Here is a 14418-nt window from a genome sequence, read left to right on the forward strand (position 1 = left end):
CTTGGCCTTGTCGTGGCCGTAAGGCAGCAAATCAGCGCTGCTGATGCCCAGCTTTGCACCAATCTCCTGGATCGGTTGTTTCTTGGCTTCGCGGGCAATTTCGATGTCGGTTTTATAGGCCAAAAGATATCTCCTGTTGTTGCGTGCCACGGAGGTTGCGGCGTGTTATTTGGGTGCGATCGCTTCCAACCCAACCGCTGAAAGCGCACTCGCAGCGTCGCTGGACTAGGTGGGGTGGCTGAGGGGGGCGGGACATAGCCGCAGATCGCGCGCATGTCTTCCGGCGCCCATTGAGAAAGGTATCATTGCCGGTAGCCTCTGGTCCCTTGTGAACGCCGCAATTTTCTCAATGATGAATTTATATTCCTGGTAGTCAAGTACATTTCTTGATGCATGTCACGCGGCCCGCCTTATGTGCTTCATTGAGCCCCCCAAAATGTACTCACGCACCCAGACAGGACAGAGCAGCCTCAGACACGCGTAAGCCTGACAAACAAAGCGCGTGACGCGCCATATGTGGTGCGTCACGCGAGAGTGTTCGCCCCCGGATGGCAAATGGGGGCGACGCAATCTTAGTTTTTCAGATAGGCTTCCATGCTGTCATCCAGCGCGTCTTTCCACGGCGTATGGTGGACTGGCGCAAGAGTGCCTGTGATAACAGAGGTGTAGCTGTTGTTGCGGAACGCCATGATGTCTTTGGCTTTGTGCTTCTTCCACTCAAAGAAGGCCTCACAAGCGCCATCAATATCAAAGCTTGGGTAGTCGGTTTCCGCCACCAGCTCTTTGACATAATCCGCCTGATAGCGAATGGCGTATTTTACGTCATCATCAGCGTCCTCACGGGCTTCACGCTCTTTCACATCCGCCAGCATGTCGTCTTTGGACACACCAGAGACGTCGATCTTACCAAGAATCGCATCCCGCACCCACCATGCCTGCGCATCAAACATGTTGAAGGTGAACCATTGGTCCTGCATGCCCAGATAGAACATCTTCGGGTTATGCACATAGACCACACCCTTATACAGATCCGCCGCTGCCAGACGGTTGGCTGTTTTCAGGCGCAGATCGTCAGGCAGGAAGTTGAAGAAGTGTTTGTAGCCGGTGCACAGAATGATCGCGTCCACATCTTTGGTGGTGCCATCTGAAAAATAGACGGTGTTCCCGCTGACCTTTTCCATTGCGGGCTTTTCTTCCCAATTGTCTGGCCATTTAAAGCCCATGGGCGCCGTACGGTAGCAACTGGTGATCGACTTGGCGCCGTATTTCCAACACTGCGAGCCAATGTCCTCAGCGGAGTAAGACGCCCCCACAACCAGAATGTCCTTGCCTGCAAACTCACGCGCATCACGGAAATCATGCGCATGCACCAGACGACCGTTGAAGGTTTCAAACCCGTCGTAATGCGGCACGTTCGGGGTAGAGAAGTGGCCCGATGCACAAATCACATGGTCAAACTCTTCCGACGTGGTGCTGTCGATGTTGTGGTCATGCACGGTGACCGTGAATTTGCCCGTGGAGTCGTCGTAGTTCACCCAACGAACCGCGTGGTTGAACTTAATCCAATCGCGGACGTTCGCTTTTTTGACTCGACCTTCGATGTAATCAAACAGCACTGCGCGCGGAGGATAAGACGCGATTTGTTTGCCAAAATGCTCCTCAAATGAGTAGTCCGCAAATTCCAGACCTTCCTTGGGGCCATTGGACCACAGGTAACGATACATGGAGCAATGTACCGGTTCGCCATTCTCGTCCAAACCAGTGCGCCACGTGTAATTCCAAAGACCGCCCCAGTTGTCTTGCTTTTCATAGCAGACGATTTCCGGGATGTCCTCTCCCTTGGCCGCAGCTGATTGAAAGGCCCGCAGCTGAGCAAGGCCCGAAGGCCCGGCACCGATGATGGCAATGCGCTTATTGGTCATACTTCTCTCCGAGTTGGCATTTTATTGGTATCATTGGTTTGCACCAGTTGAAGGCCAGTTCGCCCGCGATGTCAATAATTTTCATTTCGGGGAAATTTATTAACCTGCCAGGTAAATCCTTTTCGTTTTGACATGTCGGCATGCAGTGGTAGCAATAGGTATGCTGACTTCCAGTTTCGCCTATCGCATAGCCATGTCTTCTTTGCTGCCAAACGACCGGGTGGGAACCAATGAGCCGATCAAAATCGGCTTTCTGGCGCCCCTATCAGGTGACGTCAGCTCTTGGGGCCTTCCCGGCCTTCAGGGATGCCGCCTGTGGCAAGACCGCCTGAACAAAGCCGGCGGCCTATTGGTGGGAGCACGACGCTATCCCGTTGAAATTGTTCCATTTGATTGCGGCTATGACGCCGATCGCGCAATGACAGGCGCCCGCCATCTGGTGCAATCTGAGAATGTAAAACTGCTTTTGATGCTGGGCGGAGACACCTTTTCGCCGCTGCGAAAGTTCCTTTCAGACAACAAAGTGCTGACCTCCACACTGCTGCCAAGCGACCTGTCACCGGACACGCGCTACCTGATCGCACCCTCAGAAGTGCACCCTTTGTACAATGTCACCGGCGTCGATTGGCTGGCCCGCAACCACCCCGAAGTGCGCAAAGTTGCGCTGTGTAGCCAGACAGATGCCCATGGATTGCCCTCAATTGCCACATATCGGGCAGCGTTTGAAGCGGCCGGAATCGAGGTGGTTAAAGAGGTAAAATACGCCCCAGAAGAGACCGATGTCGCGGGAATCGTTCAGCCCATGCTCGATGCGGACCCCCAATTGGTCTGCTGGTGCACCAGTTACACACCAATGGTTCACGCCATGACGGAGTATGCCTTTAACAAGGGATACAACGGCAAGATCATGTCCTGCACTCTGGATGATTATGCCCGTCTGGTGGCCCGCACTTCGACAGAATTCATGGAAGGCACAATCTTTCAGTTCCCCGACTTTGACGATCCGGAACTGGCGCGAAACACCTCATTCCTGATGCGGCCCAGCAGCTTTTATAAAGAATACACCACACGCTACCCGGACAGCTGGAGCGCGGTAAGCTGGGAATATGTTGCGATCCTCGACATATGGCATGCGGCGGTGGAAAAAGTGGCCTCTGTTCAGCCGGTGTCGGTGATGGCGACCATGAAACAGATGGATCCGGTGACCCACACCTTCGGCCCTGCCCGCTGGTGGGGGGAAAGCGTCTTTGGAATCGACAATGCTCTGATCGGCGATTGGCCGGTGGTCACGCTGAAATCCGGCAAGGCGCGCATCGCGGAATTCGTGTCCATCATCGACTGGCTCGACAAACACGAAGCCCTGTTTCGCCACCACATGGAGCAAGAAGGCCAACTCTGGCATCAGCGCGCCGAAAGTGGCCACCACCACGCCCAACTGACAGCCCGCGCGGCCTACTAAAGTAAATTGCTTCTATAGGCTAGGCGGCCGCTGACGCGCTGTTCGCGGTCACCCCAAACGGGAGAGGCCGCGAACAAACGTTTAAAGTCGACACAAACGGCGAAAGCCTCAGCTTTCATGCATGAAAAGCTTCTGCTCTTCCACGAGGTGAAGCTTGGCAATCTCGACCGCCGATTCCAGATCACGCGCAGCAATCGCGTTGAACAGTGAATTGAATCGAGTCTGATAGTCCTGGATGCGATCCGGCGTCAGATGTTTGCGCATCAGTGCTGTACGGAAACTGGCCCGACACACCTCGATCGTCATCTCATAACAGGATTCCAGCAAAGGATTTCGCGTCGCCTTGGCGATCCAGCGATAAAACTCTTCTTCCAAGCGGATGAATTCATTCAGATCCGTACGCACAGCTTCGATGCGGGCGACGATTTGCGCCAGTTTTTCCAGCTGCTTTGGCGTCATGTTCATCACCGCAAGGCGGGTCATCTCCGGCTCAATGATGGACCGCACGATCAGATGATCCAACGGACTCGTCCGCTCTCCCACCGATCCGGGCACTGGCGCTTCGACCTGCTCACTCTGATAGATCACAAAGCTGCCGCTCCCCTGGCGGCGGCGGATCATCTTGCAAGATTCAAGAACATCCAGCGCTTCACGCACAGTGTTGCGGGACACCCCCAGCTCTGCGGCCAGGGCCCGTTCGGACGGCAGTCGCGAATTTGTCGGATATTCGCCGGACTGGATTCTTGCATACAAAGTACCCATGACCACGCGAACCGTCTCACCGACATCCTGACCATTTGGCAGATCAGTATTTATGACTTGGTTCATTCAACTTCCTGCGGCTCTAAACGCGCTTCCCTACTGTCTTGTACGTCATGCAGCGCCAGAAACTCAAGCAATCAACAAAAAAGACCCCGGCCCAAAAGCCGAGGTCTGCGTCATGTTATAGAGAGGTGTCTTGCTCACTTGCTATCGGCATGGGTGATGACATCCGGCTCCAGCTCCCAGAGCTTGGGGTCAAGACCCGCCACCTGATCTTCTTCGCTGACACTCAAACCAACTGTGGCCTTAAGCACAGGCGCCATGATCAACGCGGTGATCACCCCGACGCCAATACAGACCGCCGCACCAATAAGCTGCATGATGAGTGAAATCTCACCCGCTTGGAAAGCATAGGCGCCCTCTTCGATTCCAAAGTAGCCACCACGCGGGGTGCCTGCTTTGAAAATCCCCAGAACAATCATGCCAAAGGTGCCACAGCCAATGAACAGTGGGAAAAGCTTATGTTCATCAATGCCACGCTTGAGCGTGAATTCATAAACCGCAAAGGCAACCAACGGTGCCGCCAGCCCCAGAAGGAAGGCCTCCCATGGCAGATACACATCAAAGCCAGACGCACCGGCAGCGTATCCCGCAAGCGGCCCAAGCAGGGTGTAGGCATAATTGCCCGAGCGATAGGCCAGAATCAGACCGGTGATGGCACCGCCTGCCCAAACCAGCGCATAGTTGTTGATCGCAATGCCGACGCTGGTGTCAGCCATGGTCACACTCACCGCCAGGGCTTCAGGGTCAAAGAAGAACAGGCACGACAGGATGACCATTGGCAAACCTGCAAAAATCAACAGCAAACCGGGCGCGCAAAGACCAATGCTCGGCGCGAGATAAGCCGACACCTGCGGGTGCGGCTCCATCATGCCAGGGCGCGCCCCCAGCATTGGCGTGAACACCAGCGCCATACCTGCGGGGAACAGATAAACAAAACCCACACCAAAGAAGTCGTGAAACCCGGCCAGCGTCAGCGGGCCAACAGATCCCCATGTGGCCCAGCTCAGCGCCGAAGATACGACTGCGGCAACCACACAGATGACAAAATAGGCCGACGCCTTCATCCGCTCCGACACCGAGAAGTGGAACAGAATGTTGATAATCCCGGCAAAGGTCGCAAGGAAAAAGATAAAGATTTGGAAGGTGTTCAGACCGGGGAATGTTCCCGGATCAGTATGGTGCGCCAAAGCATTGGTCATGCCTCCGCCCAGCCACCAGTCCTTCACAGAGTCCATCATGGTGGCGCCTTCCATGATATAGTATTGCCCCGCCCAAAGACCGAACCCAACCATGTAGTAGGTCGCAAACCCCAGAAAAAATCCAAGCGTCTTTTCGATCGTCGAGTTGAAAAGGTTTTTGCGCCGGGCTGTCCCGGCGTCGATCAGCAGCAGGCCAACGACAACCAGGATCGCCCCGACCGTGCCGGATGCATACAGAATGTTCTGCACCAGCGAGTTTAATGTGACTTGTTCAGCGTGTATCGCGCTCACGTCGAGAGTCATGTGTTCTTCCCTCTTGGTTTTCCTGTTTTTTGCCGAATTTTTTATCTCGGCTTTGAAGTGCGGCGTGGTGCTCCTCCCAACAACCAGTTGCCCGCGCAAAGAACCTTTTCAGACCGGATTGGTACGATCTATCGGCTCGCCTTGATCATGCCCCATAATTGGACCATTTCAATTATTATTTTGAACCACCGGAATTTTCTATTCTTCACGGTAAGATAACAGGCAAATTTGCAAAGATTTTGTGCAAAAACCTGGTCCAATTTTCACAAATCTTCTGGAAAAGTCCTAAATTGGTCCCGTACAAAATTTCAGGATTCGTATGCGACTTCGGGTGTTTCCTTGGGATGCTCAGACCAATACGCATATCAACACCAACGGTGCGCTTGACCTCAGAACACAGCCCCAGCAATCAACAATCACGCAGCAGCATTTTCCGTAAGGGCTCCGTTTCGGGCCCTTTTTTGGCACGGTCGTATCTGACGGAAACCCGACCCAAAGCCCTGAAAGAACTGCATATGATATGGATTGGATTGTGGCATGCGCGCTGACAGCTGCAATTGCAACGCTTCCCGGGGCCAATTCGCGTCATGCCCGCGCACAGCGCAGCCATCTAACGCGCTATGTAAGCAGCAGTTCGTGCGCTGAAAAGCAGCCTCTTAGCCAAACAAAGTGAGCTGCACAGGAATCGGCGCGTAGCCGCTGCGCAGCTTCACGGCTTTCCATTCTTCACAAACCGCGTGCGCGGCGCCTTCTGTCTCAAGATAATCGACCCGACGCTGCCCGCCCTTGCTGCCAATGCGCCCCCACTCGTGGATGACACACCATTCGCCGAAAAGCGTCTGTGTAACATACAGCACATAAAAGCGCCGCTGGCGGCGGCCAGGATTGATTTTCTCAAGTCGGATCAGCACCTCAGCCCTCCGGGTATAGACCCGCATCAGTCAGCATTTCTCGATCCGGCAAATCTCTAAGACTTTCCAGATCAAACGCCACCAAAAACTGATCGGTTGTCACAAAAGTGTAGGGGGCTCCGCGTCTTGGACTGCGCGGCCCGGTGCTGATGAGACCGCGATCATGCAAGCGGCCAATCAGATCGCGGCTGATCTCTTTGCCAAAAATGTCCTTCAACCCGTCACGCGTGATCGGCTGGCGATAGGCGATGGCGGCCAGAACGGCGATCTCAAACTCTCCCAGATCTACCAGATGGGCACCCAGTTGCGATGCAGCACGAATGGCGGGCGCATAGGCCGTGCGCGTGCGCAAAATCCAGCCGTCGCTGATAGCGGCAATCTCAAAAGCCCGCCCTTCCAGATCGGCGGCCAAATCTTCAAGCAGCAAATCAACCGAAACACCCTGCCCGACAACGCGCGCCAGATCAGCTGTTGCAACCGGCGCCGCAGAGGCGAACAAAACCGCTTCGATCCGGCGCATCCATTCCCGCCAGCGCAGCTCGGGGGCCAGATCGTCCAATTCGCGATCCAAAACAGGCTCTTTGCGATCTTTCATGTCGTCAAATCCCGTAGAGACGAAAGCTCTCGCGCCCGCTCAGCTCTTGGGCAACCCCAAGACTGACCAGACGATCACAAAACCGCCGCGCCGCACGATCCGACATCAGATGAGTCAACATTGCTGGTGTCACCGCATCCTGTGCAAGGAACAGCGCGACCGCCTTGTCAGCTCCCTTTGCGCGCAGCTTCGGCGCAACCGCACGCAACGCCTCGGCCCGTCGGATCAAACTCTGCGACACACTTACAGCATGCTCGGCTCCAAACGTGGTGGCGGTGTGACACGCCAACCGCGCATCATCCTCTGTTTTACGTAGGTCGCGCGCCGTCAGACCAAGCGCCATCAGAGGCACAACATGCGTCCAGTTCATGGCGCGCGCCAATCGCGCATCCGCAAGACACATTGCCAGCCCCTCTGACTTGGGCTGATCTTTGAGCACCGCCGCCAAAGTTGCCGCCGCTTGCCCGATCGGGGATTTGGCCGTTCTCTCGCTCGGCACCCGCAACCAGCCCTCGATCTCATCCGCCTCATACTGTGGAAAAGCACGTTGTAACGACACTTTACTCAAGGGGCGCGCCACCGCGCGACGCCAGCTCATATAAGTGGCCCCAGCAGGTCCCGGATGGTCTTCTGGCCGCAGAAACATCACCGCATCACGCAACTCTGTGGCGCGTTCCAGGCGTCCGGTCACCACAACCGTCGCTTCTGCAGCCCGCAATGCCAAACGATCTCGCAACACCCCAAGAGGCAAGGCATCTTGTGCCAGAGTTTCATTTAGTTTGGCCAGAGCAGCACCGGAAAAAAACGCTGCATCTTCAATGGATTGCCCACTCCGACGCACGCGCATATCCTTAGAGAACCGATCGGCCTCCTCAAAAGCGTCATCTAGCAAAGCGCGGTGTGTTGTCCCAAGTGTCATACACCATCAGCTACACCATTGCGGCGCTTTTCGCTATCATTTTCTCATCAAAGCGCCGCACAGTGCCACTTTGAGATATGTCCAATAATCTTGCTTTTAGCCCGGCAATCGCCGATTCTCCTGATCATGAGGTCATTATATCACTCAGATTCCGTTTATCAGGATGTCCAAGGCCTGTTTCAAGTCCTGTTCGTAAGCGCGCAAAGAGCCCAGAGAGCCGCAGAGCGCCGCGCCAGGCACCGCAGCAAGCTCAGGCACCCGCACAAGCCACTCTCGCCCCTCAAATGCCACCAAAGGCGCTATCAGGGGCAGATGGGCGTATTTTTCCGCCTCACGCAGTGGCGCTACCATGCGCGTTGCATCGAGGCCAAGCAGATCTGTCTGCAAATCCACAACCAGCTGGTCGTCGCGCGCACCATCATCCGGCGCGCCATTCAGCCTGTAAACATCAAACTGCGCCATAGGATTACGCCCTCAAATGCGCCGCAGGCGTGGCATTGGTGCCCCCTCGCCCGCCACCTCCTGCGCATAAGCGTCAAGCGCAGCGCCATTTTCAGCCTGCCAGCGTCTGTTTCGCGCCACCTTTGCCGCATCCACAATCGCCGCCTCCGCAAGGCGCGACATGTTCAGCCCAAGGTTTCGCGCCTCTGCCACAACATCGGCATCCAGCGTGAGATTGACCTTTATCCGGCTCATCAAAACCTCCAAATTCTATACGTATGTTTCAGGAGTATACTTCCATGAACACCGCCCAGCAACCAACGCCCTCAGCACACACCAACAAGGCCTATGCCGCGGATTGGCGCCATTTTTCACGTTGGTGTCGCCTGCAAGGTCACTCCCCCATGCCTCCTGAACCCGATGTTGTGGCCAGCTACCTTGCGGAGCTCGCAAATCCAGCCAGCGGCCCAGCCCTAAAAGTCGCCAGCATTGAGCGGCGGCTCGCCGGCCTCTTGTGGAACTGCGCCCAACGCGGGCAACCGCTGGATCGGAACGCCCCTGCCCTCGCAAGCCTCATGCGAGATCTGCGTGCCAATCATCACCGCGCGCCGGATCGCAAACAGGCAATTCAGCCTGAGGAAATCCACGCCATGGCCGCCACCCTGCCCTTTGATCTGCGCGGGTTGAGAGATCGCGCGCTCTTGCGTCTCGGCTATGAGGCGGGGCTTGGCCGCACTGACCTGGTCGGCCTGGATCTCGGCGCACATGACAATCCTGAAGATGACACGCGCCGAGGTTGGATTGAAATTTCGGAAGCTGGTGCCGCCGTCACCTACAGCACACGCACAGGTCAGCAAACAGTCCGCATCAATCGCCAGATCAAGGAACAGATCTGCCCGGTGCACGCGCTTGAGCAATGGCTGCACTTTGCAAAAATCCAGGCAGGCCCTGTTTTTGTGGGCATTTCAAGAGACGGCAAGCGCGCCCTCGATGCACGCCTGAACGACAAACATGTGGCCCGCCTGATCAAACGCACAGTTATCGCAGCGGGTTTGCGTCCAGATCTGTCTGAAAAAGAGCGTCTCGCACTGTTTTCCGGGCACAGCCTGCGCAGCGGTTTGGCCAGATCGCGCAAGGAAGCGAAGAAAGCGGAAAGTTACGCCCAACAAAGCGAATAACGATCGGCAGTGACAAATAGGCCGGTGTTTATTGGATATCGCCCGTCTTGGTGCGTCCAACTTTCCGTCTTTTTCCAAAAAAACCGCGAAACCAATCACAGGTTTCGCGGCGAAACCCCTTCGCGGGGTGTCTGAAAGGAGCGCTGGTCAGCTGCGTTCCAGATAGGTCCGGATTTCTTCCATCAGCCCGTCCATCAGTTCTGCATCCAAATCCCGTCCTTCAAACCGCAAAACAAATCCCTTTGCGTCTTGCTTTGGGCTGACAGAAACGCCGTTGGAGCTGACAAACTGATGCGCATGGCCCCAGTCGTCAACTTGGGTGGCTGCACGGGGGCGCCCACCGCGTTTGGGATCACGCACTGGCGCATCAAGCGTTTCGATCACGCTTTCAATAACGGCCCACTCTTCGTCTGACGTGGCATATGTCGCAGCGGCCAACCCATCGCGAATGCGGTCTTCACCGCCCTGCCGCAACGCTTGCGCCAACTTCAAACCCCGTTTTTCACTCAGCGCATCGGGAAATTCCAGCATATCCCCCAACTCTTCAAAAATCAGCGCAAAGCTACGAACCTTTGAACGCTTCGCCTTGGAGCCCGTCGCAAACAGTTTGTTGACCGCATCTTCAACATTGAGAAACGCGCCTTGCTGCGCAGAAATCACAGCGATGCGGCCGCGCTCAAAATGGCTCAGCTCCGAACGCACCTCGTTTTCTTCAACCATCGCGACGAAGGCCGCATCGGTTTCTGCCTTTGGCCGAATGATTGCGCGAATGGTCTTGAACGCAGCATCCTCAGTCAATCCGAGCAACTCACGCACCGCCATCAGTCGCCGATACCCAGACAACAAACCGAACTTCGGCGCATTCCCACCATCGGCACCAGGCAACTCATAAACTTCGATTGGCAACCGCAGACCATTTGCTGAAATCGAAAGCCGCAATTCCAGCATGTCGTCAGGGTCCAACGCTGCACGGTCTCGCACCATGGCATCCGCGTTGATCTCACCAACCGGAATATCTACAAGCAGGCGCCCTTCTGTCTGCGCGTCATTCAGCTTGGCTTCACTCGCTTCCAACTGCGCCTGGCGCGCGCGATCTGCAACACTCGCCGGTTGTGCAACCGCAGCTGCGTCTGCGGCGATCTTTGCGATTGGCGCCACACCGCGAACCTGTGATGCCGCTGGCTCCGGCACGGAGGTTTCGCGGCGAAACTCCTCTTCCAGTTTGGTCAGATCGGCACTGCTGGGTGCCACCAGTTTTCTACGTTTAGCCATCGGTTGCCTCCGTGCTCATCTGTTCCGCTTTCAAATCTTCTAGATCACGCCACCAGGTTCCAAGAATGATCTCTTTCACCTCAGCCCAGGTACGATCAAACGTTTCGCGCCCCCGCACATATGTATCTCGATTGAACTCGCGGTAATCCGCTTCATAGATCCCGTTCACCTGTTCTCCGGCTTGCCCAACCATCGCGGTCATTTCCTGTCGATAGGTTGTCATGAAATCTCCGAAATAAGCCTGAATGACATTGGCCAAGTCCGTCTGCTGGCCAGCGTCAAACCGGGTGATCAGCGCACGCACCGCGTCCCACTCAAATTTCACTTCTGGCAACCCGTCCCGTCGCCGCGCGGCATTCTCACCTTCCTCAACGCTCGCAAACGTCGAGTACAGCATGTCAAAGAAACGCCCGGTAGAATCAAATTCCAGAAATGACGCGCCGAGCGGAACCAGAAGGATGTCGGCGGCCGCCAGAGCATTGATCGTCAGATAGCCAAGGGCAGGGGGCGTGTCCAAAATAATGATGTCATAATCGTCCACGATCTTTTCGTTTTCGAGCGCATTGGTCAGCGCATCCCACAACGGCCAACTGCGCAGCCCCATCCTCCAAACCGGAATCTGAAATTCCGCCCAGTAGAGATTCAGCTGCGCGCCCAGTAGATCGATGTTGGGCCAATGCGTCGGCTGGATGATATCGCGCGCAGTTGTATTCAGCGCCTCGGTCAATGTCTCATCAAAGGGCAGGGGGCTTTCGCCAGCCGCCTCGCGCACGCTGTTTTCGGCAAGCAACGCCTGCGCATAGTCTTTCGCCATCAGGGGGAATGCGGTCGACCATTCGTCGGGCACGTCCCCCCCCATGATGGAGGTCAGCGAGCCCTGACTGTCCAGATCGATCACAAGCACCTTGTAGCCATCCAATGCCGCCGACATGGCAAGATGCGCGGTGGTGGTGGTCTTTGATGTGCCGCCTTTGAAATTGGAGACGGCAACGATTTTCGCAGGCAACCCTTCAGGGCGCCATGGTTTGTATTCGCGGTCCTGCGCGCCCTCCGCAGCGAAATGCGCCCTCAACGCCAGAACGTCCTCAAGCGTAAACCACTTGGAATTGCCCTCACCGACTCCCTGAGGAAGATCCGGATATTTTTTCAGAACTCTCCGAAAATGCGCAGGCGCGACCGGGATAAGGAACTTACAGATTTCCCAAGTCGAGAATCGACGCAGCCTTTTCTTGCCATCAGGGGCGTATCCTCTGCGCGCGAGATCCTGTCGACCCTTGGTCGCAAAGGCCGCCGCTTTTGCGAATCGCGCTGTGTCGATAGGGTCAGATAACTTGGCTGCGGCTTCCTCTGGGTTGATGTTGAAATAAGGGGGCAGGTTGTCTTTGCCTGATACCATCTCAGTTCCTCAGCGATGTACTGCTTCAATCATGATTTTGACGGAACTATCGCACATGAAACCAACCTTGTGAATCAAAACACGCGGTTTCGCCGCGAAACCTTCCAAAAAACAGAAAAAACAGCGACATATAGCTTGTAGAATCTTTAGGGACTTTAGAATCTTTACGTCTGGAAAATATTTATAAAACAGATACTTAAATGTGTTTCGGGACCCCTTTACAGGATCAATGGGACCCATACACAGGATCAAGGGTGCCTAGATGCGGTGAGTAGGGGCCCGATTCGCGGTAATAGGGGCACCTGAGTCCAGTTTTGGCCCATTCCGCAAGGAATTTGGTCTGTTTCCCGCAATTTCCCGGAGTCTCATCCTGTAGCCGGGTCCCTTTAAGGGGCATCCACAGACCCCATAGCCGTCAAAGGTACCCGCTTACAGGACCGGATTTTTCGACATTGGAGCACCCTTATTGGGTTTGCGTTAAGGTTCCTTTCGGCGCATAATGTCAAAAAAAAGGGCAGAGCGATGAACGACATTCCTCGCGACCAGCTCACAGGCGCTTTGCGGCGCGGAGCGGTGAAAAAACACGTGGCGGCGATCCACGTCTCAGGCAAGCTGACGCTACTCCAGCGCAAGCTCTCAAACGTGCTGTTGCTGAACGCGTATGACACGCTCACCAGCCACGGCAAGCACTCTATTGATGCGCGCACGCTTTGTATGATGATTGGGTACAATTCCAATGACATGGAAACGCTGAAGGCATCGCTGCGCGGTTTGGCGGAAACCGTCGCGGAATGGGACATGCTGGATGAAAAAGGACAGCAAGAATGGGGCGTCTCGAGCCTTCTGAGCTATGCGAAGCTCAAAGGCGGCGTGTGTGAGTACGCCTATTCGCCTGCTTTGGCCGAAAAACTGCATGACCCAAAGGTCTTTGCGCTCATCAACCTCAATATTCAGCGCAAATTCACCTCCGGTCATGCGCTTGCGCTTTATGAAAACTGCTATCGTTTCATTCGCACGGGCAGCACCGGCTGGTGGTCGATGGATCTGTTTCGGCGCCTCATGGGGCTTGAGGGTTCCAGCTATTATGAGAGCTACAAGCACCTGAATGCGAAGGTCATCAAACCAGCCGTCGCAGAGGTCAATAAAACCAGCAACATCCTGATCGAGCCGGAAACCCGCAAGCAGGGCAGGGTGGTCACGGACATTCGCTTCCGCATCAAAGAGAACCCACAACTGGCGATTCTGGATATTGATGATGGTGAGGGGCTGCGCCACGGGCCGGTTTATGCGCGCCTTCTCGAACTTGGCGTCAGCGATCGACTGGCGCGTCAATGGCTTGGCGCTTACGGCGAAGAGCAGGTGATGGCGAAACTCGACTATGTGAAACAGCGCAAAGACGTGAAAAGCATGGTGGGTTATCTCACGGCGGCCCTGAAAGAAGACTACACGCCCACCGACGAGCCGCCGAAACCGCAATCAACCGCGCCTAAATCGGACCGTGCGGAGCGGTTGCGCCGGGTTCAGGCCGCAATTGAAGCGCGCACCCCAACGCAGCGCGACGCAGACAAACGCCTGTTTGCAAGCCAGCTCGAAGATGATGTCGCGCGTGGTGATTTTGAGCGTTTTGGCTGGGTGTCTCCGCTCAACATCCGCGCAATCTTCGCGTTCTGGGAAGATATGGACCCCGAGATTTTCGAAGGTTTGGAAAAGGCAGAGGCCTAGCATCACATCTTGGCACCTCAATCGCGTCCCATCGTGCCAGCTAGGTGGTGTTTTGGGCGCGTGACGGGCACCATTTTGACTTAGGATTCTGTCATTTTAAGCCGTTGTAAGCAAATTCGCGGAGATACTCTCTCGAAGTGATGGTGTCCTGCGGCCGTCTAGTCAAAGTCATGGATTATTGGACATATCTAGATATTGCATGTTGCGGCGCTTTGGGTGGAAAATTACAAGAAAAAGCGCCGCAATTGACTCAACCAAGGCTATGCTCTCTTGCCT

Annotated in this window: 14 protein-coding genes; 3 read left to right on the forward strand and 11 right to left on the reverse strand. The window is 55.4% G+C overall.

The features are described from left to right. Together PJL69_RS19550 and PJL69_RS19555 are read right to left on the reverse strand one after the other, a co-directional pair. Positions 1-123, reverse strand: a 123-nt coding sequence (locus tag PJL69_RS19550) for a formate--tetrahydrofolate ligase (protein ID WP_271311205.1), incomplete at its 3' end; no start/stop codon positions are given. 449 nt (positions 124-572) lie between these two features. Next, positions 573-1922, reverse strand: a complete 1350-nt coding sequence (locus tag PJL69_RS19555) for an NAD(P)-binding domain-containing protein (RefSeq protein ID WP_271311188.1) — start codon at positions 1920-1922, stop codon at positions 573-575. Positions 1923-2082: 160 nt separating this feature from the next. Between PJL69_RS19555 and PJL69_RS19560 the strand changes: the two genes are divergently transcribed. Next, complete coding sequence (locus tag PJL69_RS19560) at positions 2083-3381, forward strand: ABC transporter substrate-binding protein (RefSeq protein ID WP_271311189.1); 1299 nt, start codon at positions 2083-2085, stop codon at positions 3379-3381. A 108-nt stretch (positions 3382-3489) separates the two neighbouring features. Here the strand turns inward: PJL69_RS19560 and PJL69_RS19565 are convergent, their stop codons facing one another. From PJL69_RS19565 to PJL69_RS19595, 7 genes are all read right to left on the reverse strand, one after another. Continuing rightward, positions 3490-4209 (reverse strand): FadR/GntR family transcriptional regulator, encoded by a 720-nt coding sequence (locus tag PJL69_RS19565; protein WP_209100884.1) that lies wholly within the window; start codon positions 4207-4209, stop codon positions 3490-3492. Positions 4210-4343: 134 nt separating this feature from the next. Next, positions 4344-5708: an ammonium transporter gene (locus PJL69_RS19570; protein ID WP_271311190.1), complete on the reverse strand. Its 1365-nt coding sequence runs from the start codon at positions 5706-5708 to the stop codon at positions 4344-4346. A 656-nt stretch (positions 5709-6364) separates the two neighbouring features. Beyond that, positions 6365-6646: a WGR domain-containing protein gene (locus PJL69_RS19575; protein WP_271311191.1), complete on the reverse strand. Its 282-nt coding sequence runs from the start codon at positions 6644-6646 to the stop codon at positions 6365-6367. Next, complete coding sequence (scpB, locus tag PJL69_RS19580) at positions 6621-7214, reverse strand: SMC-Scp complex subunit ScpB (RefSeq protein WP_271311192.1); 594 nt, start codon at positions 7212-7214, stop codon at positions 6621-6623. The genes PJL69_RS19575 and scpB overlap by 26 nt, the downstream gene beginning before the upstream one ends. A 4-nt stretch (positions 7215-7218) precedes the next feature. Then, positions 7219-8133 (reverse strand): DUF1403 family protein, encoded by a 915-nt coding sequence (locus tag PJL69_RS19585; RefSeq protein ID WP_271311193.1) that lies wholly within the window; start codon positions 8131-8133, stop codon positions 7219-7221. 144 nt (positions 8134-8277) lie between these two features. Then, positions 8278-8595 (reverse strand): CcdB family protein, encoded by a 318-nt coding sequence (locus PJL69_RS19590; RefSeq protein ID WP_271311194.1) that lies wholly within the window; start codon positions 8593-8595, stop codon positions 8278-8280. Positions 8596-8607: 12 nt separating this feature from the next. Next, the gene (locus PJL69_RS19595; protein ID WP_209100896.1) at positions 8608-8829 is read right to left on the reverse strand and encodes a type II toxin-antitoxin system CcdA family antitoxin; all 222 of its coding nucleotides are present in this window, start codon (positions 8827-8829) and stop codon (positions 8608-8610) included. Positions 8830-8873: 44 nt separating this feature from the next. Between PJL69_RS19595 and PJL69_RS19600 the strand changes: the two genes are divergently transcribed. Further along, positions 8874-9752, forward strand: coding sequence for an integrase (locus PJL69_RS19600; RefSeq protein WP_271311195.1), 879 nt, complete (start codon positions 8874-8876; stop codon positions 9750-9752). 147 nt (positions 9753-9899) lie between these two features. Here the strand turns inward: PJL69_RS19600 and PJL69_RS19605 are convergent, their stop codons facing one another. Together PJL69_RS19605 and PJL69_RS19610 are read right to left on the reverse strand one after the other, a co-directional pair. Further along, positions 9900-11024: a ParB N-terminal domain-containing protein gene (locus PJL69_RS19605; RefSeq protein WP_271311196.1), complete on the reverse strand. Its 1125-nt coding sequence runs from the start codon at positions 11022-11024 to the stop codon at positions 9900-9902. Continuing rightward, a complete protein-coding gene (locus tag PJL69_RS19610; RefSeq protein WP_209100902.1) occupies positions 11017-12420 on the reverse strand; it encodes an AAA family ATPase in 1404 nt (467 codons plus the stop codon). The genes PJL69_RS19605 and PJL69_RS19610 overlap by 8 nt, the downstream gene beginning before the upstream one ends. Positions 12421-12942: 522 nt before the next feature. Here PJL69_RS19610 and PJL69_RS19615 point away from each other — a divergent pair. Beyond that, a complete protein-coding gene (locus PJL69_RS19615) occupies positions 12943-14142 on the forward strand; it encodes a replication initiation protein (protein WP_271311197.1) in 1200 nt (399 codons plus the stop codon). The last annotated feature ends 276 nt before the right edge of the window (positions 14143-14418 follow it).

It is taken from the genome of Shimia sp. MMG029, assembly GCF_027947445.1.
Lineage (GTDB): Bacteria > Pseudomonadota > Alphaproteobacteria > Rhodobacterales > Rhodobacteraceae > Shimia.